General features: G+C 71.9%; 15 protein-coding genes. 9 read left to right on the plus strand and 6 right to left on the minus strand.

Annotated elements, in window-relative coordinates:
• Positions 1-18 precede the first annotated feature (18 nt).
• A complete protein-coding gene (locus tag ACFVW6_RS33930) occupies positions 19-1,269 on the plus strand; it encodes a serine hydrolase domain-containing protein (protein WP_378833543.1) in 1,251 nt (416 codons plus the stop codon).
• Positions 1,270-1,290: 21 nt separating this feature from the next.
• Here the strand turns inward: ACFVW6_RS33930 and ilvA are convergent, their stop codons facing one another.
• Together ilvA and ACFVW6_RS33940 are read right to left on the minus strand one after the other, a co-directional pair.
• Complete coding sequence (ilvA, locus tag ACFVW6_RS33935; RefSeq protein WP_355284277.1) at positions 1,291-2,643, minus strand: threonine ammonia-lyase IlvA; 1,353 nt, start codon at positions 2,641-2,643, stop codon at positions 1,291-1,293.
• Between the two features lie 90 nt (positions 2,644-2,733).
• Positions 2,734-3,168, minus strand: a complete 435-nt coding sequence (locus ACFVW6_RS33940) for a nitroreductase family deazaflavin-dependent oxidoreductase (RefSeq protein WP_378833540.1) — start codon at positions 3,166-3,168, stop codon at positions 2,734-2,736.
• A 96-nt stretch (positions 3,169-3,264) separates the two neighbouring features.
• Here ACFVW6_RS33940 and ACFVW6_RS33945 point away from each other — a divergent pair, with 96 nt between their 5' ends.
• A complete protein-coding gene (locus ACFVW6_RS33945) occupies positions 3,265-3,480 on the plus strand; it encodes a hypothetical protein (protein ID WP_355284274.1) in 216 nt (71 codons plus the stop codon).
• On the opposite strand, the gene ACFVW6_RS33950 is transcribed toward ACFVW6_RS33945, so the two are convergent.
• Positions 3,469-6,138, minus strand: coding sequence for an AAA family ATPase (locus ACFVW6_RS33950; RefSeq protein ID WP_378833537.1), 2,670 nt, complete (start codon positions 6,136-6,138; stop codon positions 3,469-3,471). The two genes, ACFVW6_RS33945 and ACFVW6_RS33950, sit on opposite strands and share 12 nt — an antisense overlap.
• Positions 6,139-6,297: 159 nt before the next feature.
• Here ACFVW6_RS33950 and ACFVW6_RS33955 point away from each other — a divergent pair, with 159 nt between their 5' ends.
• The 3 genes from ACFVW6_RS33955 to ACFVW6_RS33965 all read left to right on the plus strand — a co-directional run bounded on the left by ACFVW6_RS33955 (position 6,298) and on the right by ACFVW6_RS33965 (position 7,985).
• Positions 6,298-6,654 carry a nuclear transport factor 2 family protein gene (locus ACFVW6_RS33955; protein ID WP_378833534.1) on the plus strand — a complete coding sequence of 119 codons (357 nt, stop codon included), beginning with the start codon at positions 6,298-6,300 and terminating at the stop codon, positions 6,652-6,654.
• Between the two features lie 28 nt (positions 6,655-6,682).
• Positions 6,683-7,108, plus strand: coding sequence for a hypothetical protein (locus ACFVW6_RS33960; RefSeq protein ID WP_378833531.1), 426 nt, complete (start codon positions 6,683-6,685; stop codon positions 7,106-7,108).
• Between the two features lie 70 nt (positions 7,109-7,178).
• Entirely contained in the window at positions 7,179-7,985 is an 807-nt protein-coding gene (locus ACFVW6_RS33965; protein WP_378833529.1) for a methyltransferase domain-containing protein, read from the plus strand.
• A 6-nt stretch (positions 7,986-7,991) separates the two neighbouring features.
• Here ACFVW6_RS33965 and treY read toward each other — a convergent pair whose 3' ends face one another.
• Genes treY through ACFVW6_RS33980 form a run of 3 tightly spaced genes read right to left on the minus strand, consistent with a single transcriptional unit; the run spans position 7,992 to position 13,147 of the window.
• Positions 7,992-10,412 (minus strand): malto-oligosyltrehalose synthase, encoded by a 2,421-nt coding sequence (gene treY / locus ACFVW6_RS33970; RefSeq protein WP_378833527.1) that lies wholly within the window; start codon positions 10,410-10,412, stop codon positions 7,992-7,994.
• Between the two features lie 8 nt (positions 10,413-10,420).
• Complete coding sequence (gene glgX / locus ACFVW6_RS33975; protein WP_378833524.1) at positions 10,421-12,541, minus strand: glycogen debranching protein GlgX; 2,121 nt, start codon at positions 12,539-12,541, stop codon at positions 10,421-10,423.
• Between the two features lie 57 nt (positions 12,542-12,598).
• Positions 12,599-13,147, minus strand: a complete 549-nt coding sequence (locus tag ACFVW6_RS33980) for a cupin domain-containing protein (protein ID WP_378833522.1) — start codon at positions 13,145-13,147, stop codon at positions 12,599-12,601.
• 29 nt (positions 13,148-13,176) lie between these two features.
• On the opposite strand from ACFVW6_RS33980, the gene ACFVW6_RS33985 reads away from it, so the two are divergent.
• The 4 genes from ACFVW6_RS33985 to bioD all read left to right on the plus strand — a co-directional run bounded on the left by ACFVW6_RS33985 (position 13,177) and on the right by bioD (position 16,841).
• Complete coding sequence (locus ACFVW6_RS33985) at positions 13,177-13,626, plus strand: MarR family winged helix-turn-helix transcriptional regulator (protein ID WP_378833520.1); 450 nt, start codon at positions 13,177-13,179, stop codon at positions 13,624-13,626.
• Between the two features lie 70 nt (positions 13,627-13,696).
• Positions 13,697-14,974, plus strand: a complete 1,278-nt coding sequence (locus ACFVW6_RS33990) for an adenosylmethionine--8-amino-7-oxononanoate transaminase (protein ID WP_378833518.1) — start codon at positions 13,697-13,699, stop codon at positions 14,972-14,974.
• A gap of 47 nt (positions 14,975-15,021) precedes the next feature.
• A complete protein-coding gene (locus tag ACFVW6_RS33995) occupies positions 15,022-16,176 on the plus strand; it encodes an 8-amino-7-oxononanoate synthase (RefSeq protein ID WP_378833515.1) in 1,155 nt (384 codons plus the stop codon).
• Positions 16,173-16,841, plus strand: coding sequence for a dethiobiotin synthase (bioD, locus tag ACFVW6_RS34000; protein ID WP_378833513.1), 669 nt, complete (start codon positions 16,173-16,175; stop codon positions 16,839-16,841). Before ACFVW6_RS33995 ends, bioD begins: the two co-directional genes overlap by 4 nt.
• The last annotated feature ends 371 nt before the right edge of the window (positions 16,842-17,212 follow it).

Raw genomic sequence — 17,212 nt, forward strand, 5'->3', positions numbered from 1 at the left:
CGTCCGTACGGTTGAACGATGAGCAACGACGCTTACGGGCAGGACAGTGCTGCCCTTCCGGCCGGTGTCGGCGGTTTCGCCGCGGCCGGATTCGGTCCGCTGGTGCGCGCCTTCGCCACCTTGATCGGCCATCGCCGCGCCGCGGGTGGCGCCATCGCGATCTATCGGCACGGCGAACCCCTGGCCCATCTGTGGACCGGCAGCGCGGGCGAACGGCCGTGGACCGCGGACACCGCGCCCATCGTGTTCTCCGCGACCAAAGGCGTCACCGCCACCGTCATCCACCGGCTCGCCGATCGCGGCCTGATCGACTACCAGGCGCCGGTCGCCGAATACTGGCCCCGATTCGCGGCGCACGGCAAGGGCGCGATCACCGTCGCCGACGTGCTCACCCACCGCGCCGGCCTGTCCTCGCTGCCCGCGGTCGCCGCCACCGCCGCCGAATCCCTCGACCACGAACTCATGGAGGACCGGCTCGCGCTGGCCACCCCCGACCGGCTGCTCGGCACCCCGACCTACCACGCGCTGACCTACGGCTGGCTGCTGGCCGGGGTGGCCAGGGCCGTCACCGGGCAGAGCATGAGCGAGCTCATCCGCAGCGAGGTCACCGATCCGCTCGGCATCGACGGCATCCACCTGGGTCGTCCGGCCGCCGGTTCGCCGACGGAGTACGCGCGGCTGGCGGGCACGCACCTGAGCGTGGCGGGCAACCCGATCGCCGCCGGATTCCTGGACCGGATCGGCCAGCGGATTCCCGGTCCGCTCGGCGCGGCGGCCCGCTGCCTGTTCGTGCCCGGCCTGGACAGCATCCTCGACGGCGACGACCCGGCGATCCTCGACTCCGAGATGCCCGCGGGCAACGGCGTGTGCACCGCGCCGGGGCTGGCCAGGATGTACGCGGCACTGGCCGACGGGCTCACCGTCGACGGCAGGCCGTTCCTGACGCCGGGGACCCACCGGTCGATCCGGCGCGTGCAGACCTACCGCCTCGACCACGCCCTGTTCTACTTCCCGATGATGTGGCACCTGGGCTACCACTCGATGCCGGTGCCCGGCGCGCGCAACGCCTTCGGCCACATCGGGCTCGGCGGGTCCTTCGGCTGGGTCGACCCGCAGTCGGGACTCTCGATCGCCTTCGTGCACAACCGCCTCGACCAGGGCCTGCTGCCCTACGACCAGCTGGCGATGAGCTGGCTGCTGCCGCTGGCCGTGGCGGGCGCTCGCGCGTCCCGCTCCGGCACGCAGCGCCCGGACCGCGTCGCGGCGTAGTCCGGGGCTGCCGAGCCCGGCCTAGGTGAGGTAGCGATACGCGGGAGAACCCGGTTCCAGGCGTTCGGCCTGGATCGGGGACTCCTCGATGCGATGCAGCAGCGACGCCAGATCGTCGGTAGCGCCGAGTTCGATGCCGACCAGCGCCGCCCCGGTCTCCCGGTTGTTGCGCTTGACGTACTCGAACATGGTGATGTCGTCGTCGGGGCCGAGCACGTCGTCGAGGAAGCGGCGCAGCGCGCCGGGTTCCTGCGGGAAGTCGACGAGGAAGTAGTGCTTGAGGCCCCGGTGCACCAGCGAGCGCTCGATGATCTCGCCGTAGCGGGAGACATCGTTGTTGCCGCCGGAGACCAGCACGACCACGGTCGAACCGGGCTCGATCTCGATCTCGGCCAGTGCCGCGGTGGCCAGCGCGCCCGCGGGCTCGGCGATGATGCCCTCGCTCTGGTACAGGTCGAGCATCGCGGTGCAGATCGCACCCTCGTCGACCTGCATCATCCGGAAAGAGGCTGTGCCGGTGGGGGATTCGGTGGTGGTGAGCAGCGGCAGCGAGGCGTGCGAGACCACCCGGCCGCCGAACGAGGACGCCGCCTGGTACGGCAGGTCGCCGATGCGGCGCACCGCGGCGCCGTCGACGAACGGGTCGATCTCGGGCAGCGTCACCGGGCCGCCCGCCACCAGCGCGGCGGTCATCGAGGCCGCGCCCGCGGGCTCGACGCCGAGCAGGCCGGCCTGCGGCGCGCGTTCGCGCAGGTAGGTGCCGATGCCGGCGAGGCACCCGCCGCCACCGACTGGGACGATGACCAGATCGGGCGCGGCGCCCAGCTGCTCGAGGAATTCGGCGGCGATGGTGCCCTGGCCCGCGGCGGTGCGCGGATCGTCGAACGGCGGCACCATGGTCGCGCCGGTGCGGGCGACGTCGTCGGCGGCGGCCGCGGCGGCCGCGTCGTAGGTCTCGCCGACGGCGATCAGCTCGACGAACTCGCCGCCGTGCACGCGGATGCGATCGCGCTTCTGCTTCGGGGTGGTGGTCGGCACGTAGATGCGCCCGCGCACGCCCATGGCCCGGCAGGCGAAGGCCACGCCCTGGGCGTGGTTGCCCGCGCTGGCCGCGACCACACCGGCCGCGCGTTCGGCGGCGGTGAGCTGGACCATCAGGTTGTAGGCGCCGCGCAGCTTGTACGAGCGCACCGCGGTGAGGTCTTCGCGCTTGAGGTAGACCTGCGCACCGGTGCTCGCCGACAGCCGCGCGGAGTACTGCAGCGGTGTCGGCTCGATGATGTCGGAAATTCGCTTGGCGGCGGCGTCGATCTCGTCCGCGGTCAGCGGCGGACGGGTTACGGACACTTCGGCGACGTCAGCGATGGGGGACACCCGCTAAATGCTACCGAGGGGGTCGGGCGCGCCGAGCGCGCGCCTCCCGTCGCCGGATCCGCCGCGACGACGGGCCCGGCGACCGGGGCGTCAGCGCGGGGTGAGGACGAAGACGGGGATCTGGCGATCGGTCTTCGTCTGGTACTCGGCATAGTCGGGCCACACCGCGACCGCCCGGTCCCACCACAGCGCCTTCTCGTCGCCGGTGACCTCGCGGGCGGTGTAGTCCTTGCTGACGGTGCCGTCGCGCAGTTCGACGTGCGGCTCGGCCTTGATGTTGAAGTACCAGACCGGGTGCTTGGGCGCGCCGCCCAGCGAGGCGACGACGGCGTACTCGCCGTCGTGCTCGACGCGCATCAGCGGGGTCTTGCGGAGCTTGCCGGTCTTGGCGCCCTTGGTGGTCAGCAGGATGACCGGCTTGCCCTGTAACGAGGTGCCCTCGGCTCCGCCGGAGTTCTCGTAGGTCTCGGCCTGGGTGCGAGCCCAGTCCGAAGTGCTCGGTGCGTACTCTCCAGTCAGTGGCATGACCTGCACAACGATCCGTCGCGGTGTGATGTTCCCGATAGGCCCGGACGGGAAAGTTCGGTAGCCCGAACTTCGATGTCCGTCTATCCTGTGTGCATGGCAGTGGTCACCCCATCGGCAGCAACCGCGACGGTCGACATCGCGGGCAGTGCCTGGCCGGTCTACAAGCTCGAGGCGCTGGTCGCCGGGCTCGTCGTGGGCGCCCTGCTGCTGTTGATCCTCGGCTCGGCCCAGTCGGCCGTGCTCGCCGCGGCCGCCGTGGCCGCGCTGCGCTGGTCGGTCGGTGCCGCCAGGGCGCACTCACTCCGCTAGGTCGAGCTCGCGCAGCTCCCCGCGGGAGAGCACCCCCAATTTCGGATACGCCTTGTACAGGTGGTGCCCGACCGTGCGGTGACTCAGGAACAACCGCGCCGCGATCTCCCGGTTCGACAGACCCTGCGCCGCCAGCCGCACGATCTGCGACTCCTGCGGCGTGAGCACGCTGAGCGGGCCGCCCGCCGGGCGCGCGGCGGCGCCGACCCCGAGCGCGGCGAGTTCGGTGCGGGTGCGTTCCCGCCACGGCGCGGCGTCGAGCCGGTCGAACAGCTCCAGTGCCTGTTCGAGCTGGGTCCGCGCGTCGACCTTGCGCTTGTCCCGGCGCAGCCACTCGCCGTAGAGCAGCCGGGTGCGGGCCTCGTCGAACGGGCGCTGGGCCGGGAGCGCGGCGAGGTAGTGCCGCTCGGCGTCGGCGCCCTCGGCGAGGATCGCCGCGGCCCTGGCGGCCAGGGCCGCGATCCACTCCTGACCGGCCCGCGCCGACCACGCGTCGAGCTGTTCCCGCGCCGCGACGGCCCGGTCGGCGTCGCCGAGCCGCGCGGCCACCTCCACCTGGTCGGCCAGGGTGCGCAGCCCGCTGACGTGATGCCGGGCCGGTTCGACGGTCATGTGGTCCAGTTCGGCCTGCGCCTGATCCAGCCTGCCCTGCCCGAGCGCGAGCAGCGCCAGCGCCGCGTGCGCCCATGGCGCGCCCACCGCCTGCGCCCCGCCGAAGGCCTCGGCGACCGCGCGATCGGCGTAGTCACGGCAGGACTGTTCGTCGCCACGCAGCGCGGCCGCGTAGGCCAGGAACGCGGTGAGCTGACTGATCCACTGCGGCTGGCCGATGTCCTCGGCGATCCGCAGCCCCTCCTCGGCGGCGATCCGGCTCTCGCCGGGGCGGCCACCGAACAGTTCGGCTTCGGCGCGGAAGAACAGCAGCGGTGCGAGCAGCGCGATCCGGCCCTGCTCCCTGGCTTCGCCGATGAGCACATCGGCCAGCTCGCCGACCTGGTCGTCCTGCCCGACGACGAGTCCGCTGCCGCACAGCTGGACCAGGTCGGCGGGACTGTCGGCGCCGTTCGCGCGGGCCGCGTCCGCCGCCGTCCGCAGGTCGACCGTGCGCAGCCCGGCCACCGAGCCGGTCAGGTAGCGCACGATCGGGGTGACCGGATCGCCGGCGTCGAGCCGCAGCGTGGCCAGTAAGGCCGCGACCTCGTCGAGCTCGGCGGGACCGAGGTACCAGGCGGTGTGCACCGCCCGGGTGACGACGCGCGCCGCGGCCCGCGGATCGGTCTCCCGCGCCGCCACCGCCATCAGCCGCCGATGCGCGGAACCCGGCTTGCCCGCGGCGAATTCGGCCTGCGCGCGCACCAGTTCGAGGCGCGACTCGATCGCCGCGTCGGTCGACATCGACGCGGCGCGCTCGGCCAGCCGCGCGGCCTGCTCGGTGAGCCCGGCCTCGGTGGCGGTCTCAGCCGCCAGCACCAGCCTGCGCAACCGGGCGTCGGCGTCGGCACTGAGTGCCGCGGCCCGGTCGTAGGCGGCGACCGCACCGTGGAATCCGGTGCGCCGCCTGGCCCGATCGGCGGTGCGCTCCAGCGCGGTGGCCGCGGCTTCGTCGGGTCCGGTCGCGGCACAGGCGAGATGCCAGGCCCGCAGGTCGGCGGCGTCGGCGTCGTCGAGCGCGGCGGCGAGGGCGCGGTGCGCGGCCAGCCGCTCGGTGAGCGCCGAACCCTGGTAGACCGCGGCCCGGGACAGCGGATGACGCCAGGTCAGCACCTGGCCGTCGGTGCGCACCAGATCGGCGTCCTGGGCCCGCTGCAGGTCGTCGAGTCCCGCGCCGAGGGTCGCGGCGGCGCGCAGGACCGGCGCCAGATCCTCGGCGCCCGCGGCCGCGGCGATCAGCAGGATCGTCCGGGTCGGCGCGGGCAGCCGGGCGACCCGGCCGTGGAAGGCCAGCTGGAGCCGCTGGGTCAGTGGCAGCGGATTCGGATCCTCCGCGTTGCCCGCCGCGGCCGGAAGTTCCAGCAGGGCAAGGGGATTGCCCCCCGATTCGGCGAGCAGGCGATAGCGCGTCGTGGGCGAGAGCCGGGTCGGGCCCGCGTCGAGCAGGGCGGCGGCGGCCTCGGCACGCAGCCCCGACAGGGCCAGTTCGGGCAGTCCCGGCGCCGGGAAGTCGTCGGGGCCGGACCGGGTGGCGAACAGGATCACCACACCCTCGGCGTCGAGCCGGCGCGCGGCGAACAGCAGGGTCTGCGCCGTCGCCCGGTCCAGCCAGTGCGCGTCGTCGATCAGGACCAGCAGCGGGCCGTCGACCGCTTCCTCGGCCAGCAGCGTCAGCACGGCCAGGCCGATCAGCATCAGGTCCGCGGGCGTGCTGTCGCCCAGGCCGAATGCGGCGTCCATCGCGTCGCGCTGCCGTGGCGGCAGCCGCCGGACCAGCTCCATCGCCGGGCGCACCAGCAGATGCAGTGCCGCGAAAGGCAATTCGGCCTCGGACTCGATCCCGGCACTGCGAATCGCCGGAATGCCCTGCGCCGCCGCGTACTCCAGCAGGGCGGACTTGCCGATCCCGGCCTCGCCGCGCAGCACCAGCGCCCCGCTGCGCCCGGCGCGCGCGCCCGTGAGCAGGTCATCGATCGTGGCCTGTTCGGGTTCGCGTCCGTGCAGCATGCGCACCACGGTAGCGCCGTACCGGTACCGGCGGTTCGCGTGTCGCGAGAAGTACCTATAGACGACTGATTCGACCTACCCCCGTCGCGCCATACCGTAGGTGTCATCGCAGGGACAACCCGCGAAATACCAGCTCACAGCACATTTTCGGAGGTCGAGATGAACACCGTCGTCGCGCAGTACCTGGAGGCCTGGAACACCCGCGAGCCCGGTGCCCGCCGCGCCGCGGTCACCCGCCTGTTCACCCCCGAGGCCCGCTACGTCGACCCGCTGGTCGCCGTCACCGGCCACGCCGAACTCGAGGCCGCCATCGCCGGCGTGCAGACCCAGTTCCCCGACTGGACCTTCCGCCTGGCAGGCCCGGTCGACGCCCACCACGACCAGGTGCGCTTCACCTGGGGGCTCGGTCCCGCCGACGGTGACGCCGTGGTGATCGGCTTCGACGTCGCCGTCCTCGCCGACGGCCGCATCGACAGCGTCTACGGCTTCCTCGACCAGGTCCCCGCGACCGCCTGATATTTCCGACACGCCAAGGAGATCCGCCATGACCACCGCCACCGCCCCGTCCCGCCTGTCCACCCTGCTCACCCCGGGCGAGCCGCTGCTGCTGCTCTCGCTGCGCCTCGACGCCGTCGTCACCACCGTCAACGGCGTCGCCTACCTCGCCCTGGCACCGCTGCTGGAGCGGCTGCTCGGTCTCGACACCCGGGCCGGCCTCGCGATCGGCGCCTTCCTCACCGCCTACGGCCTCGCGGTCGCGGTGGTCGGCCGGAGCTCGCCGGTGGTCCGGTACGAGGCGGCAGCGGTCGCGATCGGCAACGCGACCTGGGTGGTCGCGAGCCTGGTCGCCGTGGTCACCGGAGTCCTCGGGCTGACCGTGGCCGGGTCGGTGTGGGGAGTGCTGCAAGCCGTCACCGTCGGCGCCTTCGCCGCCCTGCAGTACCGCGGCCTGCGCGGCACCAGCCACTGAGCAGCGAACCGCGAAACGCGGGGCCACGACCATCGTGGCCTCGCGTTTCGCACGGCGTAGCGTCGGGGACATGGCCGTTCCCGACGAGCAGCTACCGTCCTTCCACGCCGACGCCGCCGGTGCGGCCGACGACCTGCTGATCACCCTGCTGGACCGGCAGGCCGAGCTGTCCGGCGTCGTCCGGATGCGGCGCTGGGTGCTCGACGTCCTCGCACCGCGACCCGGCGACACCGCCCTCGACATCGGCTCCGGCACCGGCTCGGAGGTCCTCGCCTTCGCCGACCGGGTGGGCCCGCACGGCCGCGCCGTCGGCGTCGACGCGAACCCGGCCATGCTCACGATCGCCCGCGAGCGGGCCCGCGGCACCGTCGCCGAATTCGTCGAGGGCACCGCCGCCGCGCTCCCGCTGCCGGACGATTCCGTCGATCTGGTCCGCTGCGAGCGGGTCTTCCAGCACCTCGACGACCCCGCCGCCGCCACCGCCGAGATCGCCCGCGTCCTGCGGCCCGGCGGCCGGGTCTGCCTCGTCGACAGCGACTGGTACACCGCGATCCTGCACCCCGGCGACCCGGCCGTCGTCGCCGCGCTGTCGGAACGGATGCGGGCCGACACCGCCAACCCCGGCTCCGGCCGTCGCCTGCGCGGGCTGCTGGTCCGGGCCGGATTCGTCATCGACGACCAGGCCTCCCAGGCGGTGATCTGGGACGCGGACACCGCGATCCCGCTGGTCGGGCAGATGGTCGCCACCGGCCGCGCCACTGGCGTGATCACCGCCGCGCAGGCCGACGAGCTGACCGCCGCGATCGCGCACGGCGTCGAGACCGGCGACTACCACATGTCGGTCACCATGTTCGCGGTGCTCGCGCACCGGCCGTGACGCCGCTCAGCGCACCAGCAGGGCCACCGGCAGCCGGGTGAACAGCTTGTCCAGCCGGACACTGCCCGCGAACGTGGAGCCGGTGAGCCGGTCGATCCACGTGCCTTCCGGCAGGTGCAGGGTGGTGTCGAGCCAGCCGGTCGCGGCCAGCCCGACCGAGTGCCTGGTCGCCGCGACGATCACCTCGGGCGCCTCACCCGCCGGTCCGCGCCCGAAGGCGACCAGCCGCTGCGCGTGCTCCCCGGCGCCGTAGAGCGGCCGGTACATCCCGCCGACGAAGCACTCCGGCCGTTCCCGGCGCAACCACAGCGCGTAGGCGACGACCCACATCTTCGCCGCCCCCGTGGTGTCCAGTGTCGGTGGCTCGGTGAGGGATTGGAGCAGCCCGGCGCGCACGGCGAAGTTCACCGGGCGGCGGTTGTCCGGGTCGACGAGGGAGTCCTCCCACAGTTCGGTGCCCTGATAGATGTCCGGGATGCCGGGCCCGCACAGCTGTAACAGCTTCTGCGACACCGCGTCCGACCAGGCGTGCGGGGCCAGCTCGTGCGCCAGATCGCCGATGCCGGTGCCGACCGGGCCGTCGATCACCGCGTCCAGCCAGCCGTGCACCGACGATTCGAACTCCGCGTCCGGTTCCTCCCAGGACGTCTTGGTCCCGGCCTCGCGAATCGACTTCTCCGCGAACAGATGCAGCCGATCCCGCAACCCCGGCACCGAGGACGCGGGCCGCCCGTCGGCGGGCCAGACCCCGAACATGTTCTGCAACAGGAACAGTGCCGTCGCGCCGTCGGGTGCCGGCGTCGTCTCCAGCCAGCCGCGCACCCGCTGCGACCAGATCTCGGCGACCTGCGACAGCACCCCGATCCGGGCGCGCACGTCCTCGCCGCGCTTGGTGTCGTGGGTCGACAGGGTCGTCATGGTGGCGGGCCAGCGCTGGGAGCGCTCGCTGTTGGACAGGTGGAAGTCGTTGACGGTGTGGCCGAACCGCGCCGGATTGCCGCCCACCTCCTGCAGCGACACCAGCCGCGCGCCCTGATAGAACATGGTGTCCTCGACCGACTTCGCGGTGATCGCACCGCACACCTGGGAGAACCGGATCGCCGCCTCCCCACCCACCGACAGCGCGGTCACCAGCACCGACAGCGGCGCCGTCAGCTCGGCGTTGCGCTTCTCCACCTCCGCGACGACGGCCGCGGTGATCCCGGCCAGCGGCGCGTAGTCCACCCGGTACACCGGCATGAACGCCAGGACCTCGATGGTCGCGTTGCTCACCGCGAGGGTGTCGAAGCTGCCCGCGTTGCCGTCGCGTTTGATCGCGGCGACCAGCCGCCGGATCTCCGGCGCCAGAATGGTTTCCGCGACGGCGCGCTTGATCCGGTGCTCGGTCTCACCGAACCAGGCGCGGTCGCTGCCGTGCCCGGCGACGTGCTGGGACAGCTCGGTCATCGCGGCCTCGCCGGCCGGATCGATCAGGACACCGCCGAGATCGGCGAGCGCGTCGTAACCGGTGGTGCCGTCGACCGGCAGCGTCGCGTCCAGCGGCTCCCGGTTGGCGAGGATCTTCTCCACCAGCAGCAGCCGCTGCGGGCCGATCAGCCTGCGCAGCCGGGTCAGGTAGGCGCTCGGGTGCGACAACCCGTCGGGGTGGTCCACCCGCACACCGTCGATGAGATCGTGTTCGCACCAGGCGGCCAGCTCGCGGTGGGTCGCCTCGAAGACCTCGGGATCCTCCTGCCGGACCGCGGCCAGGCTGCTCACCGCGAAGAACCGCCGGTAGGTGCACACGCCCGCCTTCCAGCTCACCAGCCGGTAGTGCTGGCGATCGTGGATGCGCAACGCGTTGTCGCCGTCGGTGCCCGGCGCGATCGGGAAGCGCAGATCGTGCAGCGCCAGCATCGGTTCGTGGCCGGACCGGTCGACCGACAGCGCGGCCGGATCGTTCTCGCTCTGCAACACCGGCAGCGCGAGCCGTCCGCCCGCACCGTTGCCCGGACTCCAGTCGATGTCGAAGTACTTGGCGTACTTGGACTGCTGACCGTTGCGCAGCACGTCCCACCACCACGGGTTCTGCCGCGGATCGGCCACGCCGACGTGATTGGGCACCAGATCGACGATCAACCCCATCCCGCGACTGCGCACCTCGTCCGAGAGCGCCTTGAGCCCGGTCGGCCCGCCCAGCGCGGCCGAGACCGTGGTGGGATCGGTGACGTCGTAGCCGTGCGTCGAGCCGTGCGCCGCGGTCAGGATCGGCGACAGATACAGATGCGAGATCCCCAGCTGCTGCAGGTATTCGGCGATGGCGCGGGCATCGGCGAAGGTGAGCGCGTCCGGGCGCAGTTGCAGCCGGTAGGTGCTGCGCACCGTGCTCGGCCGGATGGGCGCGCGGTGCAGCAGGGTCAGCGGATCGGTCACGTAGGTCTCGGTCATCGTTTCGGCTAGGCGGTTCGGCGCAGGACGAGCAGGCAGCGGCTGGGGACGGGGAGCGTCGAGGCCGCGGGATAGACACCGTCGGCCGTTCCGGTGGGGGTCGAACAATCCAGGGCCGGTGTCCATTCGGCACCGAACTCCGGTCCTGGCAGCACGAAATCGAGCGCGTCGTCGTGCGCATTGAAGCACAGCAGGAACGAGTCGTCGCTGATCCGTTCGCCGCGCGGTCCCGGCTCGGGAATGCCGTCGCCGTCGAGCAGCACGGCCAGGGATTTCCCGAAGCCGCTGTGCCAGTCGTCGGTGGTCATCTCGGCCCCGGCCGGGGTGAACCAGGCGATCTCGCGATTGCGGCCGGCGCCGTCGCCGGGTCCGGCGGCGAGGAAGCGGCGGCGCCGGAAGATCGGGTGCGCGGTGCGCAGCGCGATCGCCGAGCGGGTGAACTCGAGCAGCTCGGCGTTGGTCCGCGCCAGCGACCAGTCCATCCACGACAGCGGCGAATCCTGGCAGTACACATTGTTGTTGCCGAGCTGGGTGCGCCCGATCTCGTCGCCGTGGGCCAGCATCGGCGTGCCCTGGCTCAGGATCAGCGTGGCCAGCAGGTTGCGCTGCTGGCGCGCCCGCAGTTCCAGGATCGCCGGATCGTCGGTCGGCCCCTCGACGCCGCAGTTCCACGACCGGTTGTGGCTCTCGCCGTCGCGGTTGCCCTCGCCGTTGGCGTCGTTGTGTTTCTCGTTGTAGGACACCAGGTCCCGTAGCGTGAAGCCGTCGTGCGCGGTGACGAAGTTGATGCTGGCGCTCGGGCGGCGTCCGGTCGACTCGTACAGGTCCGAGGATCCGGTGAGCCGATACGCGAACTCGCCCAGCGTCGCGGGCTCACCGCGCCAGTAGTCGCGCACGGTGTCGCGGTATTTGCCGTTCCACTCCGTCCACAGGCTAGGGAAGTTGCCGACCTGGTAGCCGCCCTCGCCGACGTCCCACGGTTCGGCGATGAGCTTGACCTGGCTCACCACCGGGTCCTGGTGCACCAGGTCGAAGAACGCGGAAAGCCGGTCCACATCGTGCAATTCGCGGGCCAGCGTGGCGGCGAGGTCGAACCGGAAGCCGTCGACGTGCATGTCCAGGATCCAGTAGCGCAGGGAGTCCATGATCAGCTGCAGGGTGTGCGGATGCCGCACATTGAGGCTGTTGCCGGTGCCGGTGTAGTCCTTGTAGTGCGCGGGCTCGGACTCGTCGAGGCGGTAGTAGGCGGCGTTGTCGATGCCGCGCAGGCTCAGCGTCGGCCCGAGGTGGTTGCCCTCGCCGGTGTGGTTGTAGACCACGTCGAGGATCACCTCGATGCCCTCGGCGTGCATCGCGCGCACCAGCGCCTTGAATTCGGCGACCGCGGCGTCACCGCGCGGGCGGGCCGAGTACTGGTTGTGCGGGGCCAGGTAGCCGATGCTGTTGTAGCCCCAGTAGTTGCGCAGTCCCTGATCGGTCAGCACGTGATCGTGGAAGAACTGGTGCACCGGCATGAGCTCGATCGCGGTGACGCCCAGGCTCTTCAGATGCCCGATGATCGCCGGATGCGCCAGGCCCGCGTACGTGCCGCGCAGTTCCTCCGGCACGTCGGGATGGGTCATCGTCATGCCCTTGACGTGCGCCTCGTAGATCACCGTCTCGTGGTAGGGCCGGTTCGGCGGCCGGTCTGCGCCCCAGTCGAAGAACGGGTTGATCACCACGCCGGTCATGGTGCGGCCCAGTGAATCCAGGCCGTAGGTGTACAGCGACGGATCGTTGACGAACTGCCCGTCGAAGGCCTTCCCGTACGGATCGAGCAGCAGCTTGCTGGGATCGCAGCGCAGTCCGAGTTCGGGCTCGTACGGGCCGTGGACGCGGAAACCGTAGCGCTGGCCCGGCGTGATCGCGGGGAGGTAGGCGTGCCAGACGTACCCGTCGACCTCGTCGAGCTCGACCCGGGTCTCGGCGCCGTCCTTGGCGATCAGGCTCAGTTCCACCCGCGTGGCGACCTCGGAGAACACCGAGAAATTCGTGCCCGCGCCGTCGTAGGTGGCGCCCAGCGGATACGCGGTGCCAGGCCACACGCCCAGTGGGGTCACCTCACCGGATCGGTCGTACGGGCTCGACATGCTACGACAGTAGAGGAATCCGGTCCCCGCCCGCGCGCGGTGCGCGTGGGTGCTTCGTCACCCCTGGTCAGCGGCCGCGAGCAGGCGCCGGGCGTAGCCGGTGCGCCGGGCCAGCGCGGCCAGGCCGCCGAAGATCAGCCGTTGCAGCGGAACGGGCGGCCCGGCCAGGTAGCCGTCCTGGTACTCCCAGAGCAGGCCGAGGGCGAGCGGATTGCGCGGCAGTCTGCTCGCGGTGGTCCGGCCGCTGGTGTCCAGGCCGCTCCAGAACTCGAACATCGCCCAGTGCCGCAGCGGCGGGCGGATGACGTGGTCCATGACGGTGTTCTCGGCCTCGTTCCAGAACTCGTGCACGGCGCGCGGCGGCGCCGTCACCGTGTCGCCCGGTCCGGCGACGATCTCGGTGCCGTCGACGCGGAACCGGAGGCGGCCTGCCCGCACGGTCCAGGTCTCGGCGATCTCGGGATGCCAGTGCGGGCCCGCCTGCCTGCCGGGGTGGGGGAGCACGTGTTCGAGCCGGAGGTAGGCGCCTTCGGCGTCGGCGCCGCGGTCGACGAGCGTCACGCGGTGCCCGTTGCGGAAGGTGAGGACGGTGCCGATGTCAGCCATAGTCCAGGTATAAAGGTAACCTTCCTATTATGTCAACGGACAGTGCGCCCACGCTGCTGAAACTGCTGGTCCAGGCGGCCGACGCCTACGAGCGTGAGCTGGACCGGGAGCTGCGCGCCGAACTCGGCCCCGAGCTGCGGCCCGCGCACTACGCGGTCTTCCGGTACCTGGAACCGGCCGGCTCCCGGGTGACCGCCCTCGCCGAGGCGGCGGGGATGACCCAGCAGTCGATGGGCGAGCTGGTCACCCACCTCGAGCGGTGCGGTTATGTGGAACGCCGTCCCGATCCCGCCGACCGGCGGGCGCGCCTGATCGTGACCACCGCGGCGGGCGGTGCGGCGCTCGCGCTGGCGGGCAAGCACATCCGCCGGATCGAGGCGGCCGTCGCGGCGGCGCTCGGCGGTCCCCAGCTCGCCGCGGTGCGGGCGGCGCTGGCGCACATTCCCGCGGCGGTCGCCGATCGGCCGCTCGACCCCTGAGCACGAGTGCTAACTTGAACGGTGTTCAAGGCCGTCGGCGACGGCAACCGGGCGACGACGAGGAAACCCTGTGGACCTGACCCCCGAGCAGATCAGTGCCCTCGATGCCGAGCACGTCTGGCATCCCTACGGCGGCTTCCCGGCGACCACCGAACCGCTGGTCGTCGCGAGCGCGGCGGGCACCAGGCTGACGCTGGCCGACGGCCGCGAGCTGGTCGACGGGATGAGTTCGTGGTGGGCGGCGGTGCACGGCTACCGGCACCCGGTCCTCGACGCGGCGCTGCTCGCGCAGTCACAGCGGATGAGCCACGTCATGTTCGGCGGCCTCACCCACGCCCCGGCCACCCGGCTCACCCAACTGCTCGTCGAGCTGACCCCGGCCGGTCTGGACAAGGTCTTCCTCTGCGATTCCGGCTCGGTCTCGGTCGAGGTCGCCGCGAAGATGTGCCTGCAGTACTGGCGCGGGGTCGGCAAGCCGGGCAAGCACCGGCTGCTCACCTGGCGCGGCGGCTACCACGGCGACACCTTCACCCCGATGAGCGTGTGCGACCCCGACGGCGGCATGCACGCGCTGTGGACCGACGTCCTCACCGAGCAGGTCTTCGTCCCCGCGCCGCCCGTCGGCTTCGACGCCGACTATGTCGCCGAGCTCGACCGGGCGGTCGCGAGTCATCGGGACGAGCTGGCCGCGGTGATCGTCGAACCGGTGGTCCAGGGCGCGGGCGGGATGCGCTGGCACGACCCGCGCTATATCACCGAACTGCGCCGGATCTGCGACGAGAACGACGTGCTGCTCGTGTTCGACGAGATCGCCACCGGCTTCGGCCGCACCGGCGAGCTGTTCGCCGCCGACCACGTCGGCGTCGCCCCCGACGTGATGTGTGTCGGCAAGGCGCTGACCGGCGGTTATCTCACCCTGGCCGCCACCCTGTGCACCGCGCGGATCGCCGAGACGATCAGCGCCGCGCACGGCGGGCTCATGCACGGGCCGACCTTCATGGGCAATCCGCTGGCCTGCGCCGTGGCGATCGCCTCGATCGATCTGCTGCGCTCGCGGGACTGGCGGGGCGAGGTCGCCCGGATCGAGTCCGAGCTGCGGACAGGTCTGGAGCCGCTGGCCGGGCTGCCCGGTGTCGCCGACGTGCGGGTGCTGGGCGCGATCGGGGTCGTCGAGCTCGACGCACCCGTCGACATGCGGGCCGCCACCGACGCGGCCGTCGACGCGGGCGCGTGGCTGCGTCCGTTCCGCACCCTCGTCTACACGATGCCGCCGTTCATCAGCACCACCGAGGACATCGCCACCATCACCGGCGCCGTGCGCGCCGCGGTGAAGGCGAGCCTCGGATGACGCCGCGACCGCATCCCCTGAACGGCGTTCAAGTAAGCTCCCCAGCTGTGAGTACGGATCCGTTGAGCTGGTTGGACGAGCGCGCGGCCGAGCGGGTCGACGCCGGGCTGCGCCGACACCTGCGCCCGCGCGCCGCCGAGTCGTCCGCGATCGACCTCGCGTCCAACGACTACCTGGGCCTGGTCCGCCATCCCGAGGTCGTCGAGGGCGCCATCGCGGCCGTGCGCCGCTGGGGTGCCGGGTCCACGGGTTCGCGCCTCGTCACCGGGACCACCGCCGAGCACGCCCAGCTCGAGGCCGAACTGGCCGAATTCGTCGGCGCCGAAAGCGGTTTGGTGTTCGCCTCGGGCTACGCCGCCAATCTCGGCGCGGTGACCGCGCTGGCCGGTCGCGGCACCCTCGTCGTCTCCGACGCGGGCAGCCACGCGTCCCTGGTCGACGCGTGCCGGCTGTCCCGGGCCAGGGTGGAGATCGCCCCGCACCGGGATGTCGCCGCGGTCGAACGCCTGCTGGCCGAACGCACCGAGGAGCGCGCACTGGTCCTCACCGACTCCGTCTTCAGCGCCGACGGCGACCTCGCCCCGCTCGCCGACCTGCACCGGGTGTGCCGGGCGCACGGCGCGGTGCTGATCGTCGACGAGGCGCACGGCCTCGGCGTCCGCGGCGCGGGCGGTCGCGGACTGGTGCACGAGATGGGCCTGGCCGGTGAACCCGACCTGGTCATCACCGCCACCCTGTCCAAGGCCTTCGCCGCGCAGGGTGGTGTCGTCCTCGCCGACGCGCGCATCCGCGCCCACCTCATCGACGCCGCCCGCACCTTCATCTTCGACACCGGCCTTGCCCCCGCCGCGGTCGGCGCGGCCCGCGCGGCCCTCGGTCTGCTGCGCCGCGATCCCGCGATGGCGTCGCGGGTGCTCGACCGCGCGGCCGATATCGCCCGCATCGCCGGGGTGCCCGAACCGGACTCCGCCGTCGTCTCGGTGGTCCTCGGCGAAGCTCAGCTCGCCTTCGACGCCGCGCAGGCCTGCCGCGCCCGCGGCCTCGACGTCGGCTGCTTCCGCCCGCCGTCGGTCCCCGAGGGCACCTCGCGCCTGCGGCTGACCGCGCGCGCCAACCTCACCCCCGCCGAACTCGACACCATCGCCGAGGTCCTCGGCGACGTGCTCGCCGCGGCCCGTGGCAAGGAACCGGTGACGGCATGAGCCTCCTGCTGATCAGTGGCACCTCGACCGACGTCGGCAAGACCGTCGTCACCGCGGCCGTGGCCGCCGCCGCGCACGCCGCGGGCCGCTCGGTCGCGGTGTGCAAACCCGCGCAGACCGGCATCGCCCCCGGCGCCCCGGGTGACCTCGCCGAGGTCACCCGCCTCACCGGGCTGACCCGCACCGTCGAGCTGGCCCGCTACCCGGAACCGCTCGCCCCCGACACCGCCGCCCGCCGCGCCGGTATGCCGCTGCTGTCCCTGAACGAGACCGTCGCCGCGATCGACGCACAGCGCGATGCCGACCTGGTCCTCGTCGAAGGCGCGGGCGGTCTGCTCGTGCGGATGGGGGAGTTCACCCTCCTCGACCTGGCGCAGAAACTCGGCGCCCCGGTGCTCGTCGTGGCGGCCGCCGGACTCGGCACTCTCAACCACAGCGAACTCACCACCCGCGCCCTGGCCGCCGCCGGTGTGCCGTGCGCCGGATTGGTCATCGGTTCCTGGCCGGCCGAGCCCGACCTCGCCTCGCAGTGCAATCGCGACGATCTGCCGCGCGTCACCGAGACCCCGTTGCTCGGCGCGGTCCCCGCCGGCGCCGGGGGATGGGGCCGCGAGCGGTTCACCGCGACCGCCCCGAGCTGGTTCCCCGCCGGCTGGCGGCCCTGAGTGGCGCCCGATGATCACCGATCGTCGACGAAATGCCCGCTGACCAGCCGATTTGACTTCATGATCGGCGATGCGTAACTTAATTCGAGTCAGAGCGACACGGACACCGACCCGGTGCCGAACCGCCGAGCCTCTCGAGGCTAGCGGATCGCGCAGGGAAACGAGGTAGGACGATGAGCGCCTGACTGATCATGTGTGCGGGCTCACTGTCTTCCGGACTTGCTTCGGTGGATTGCCCGCGCTAAAGTTTGAACCCTTGCCCTGCTGAAGCCCCTGCGAAATGTTGTGGGTAGAAGCTTGTGCGTGTGTTCTTTGAGAACTCAATAGTGTGTCGATGAATGTCAGTGCCAATATTATTATTGGTTCCGCTT

The organism is Nocardia sp. NPDC058244, assembly GCF_042882065.1.
Lineage (GTDB): Bacteria > Actinomycetota > Actinomycetes > Mycobacteriales > Mycobacteriaceae > Nocardia.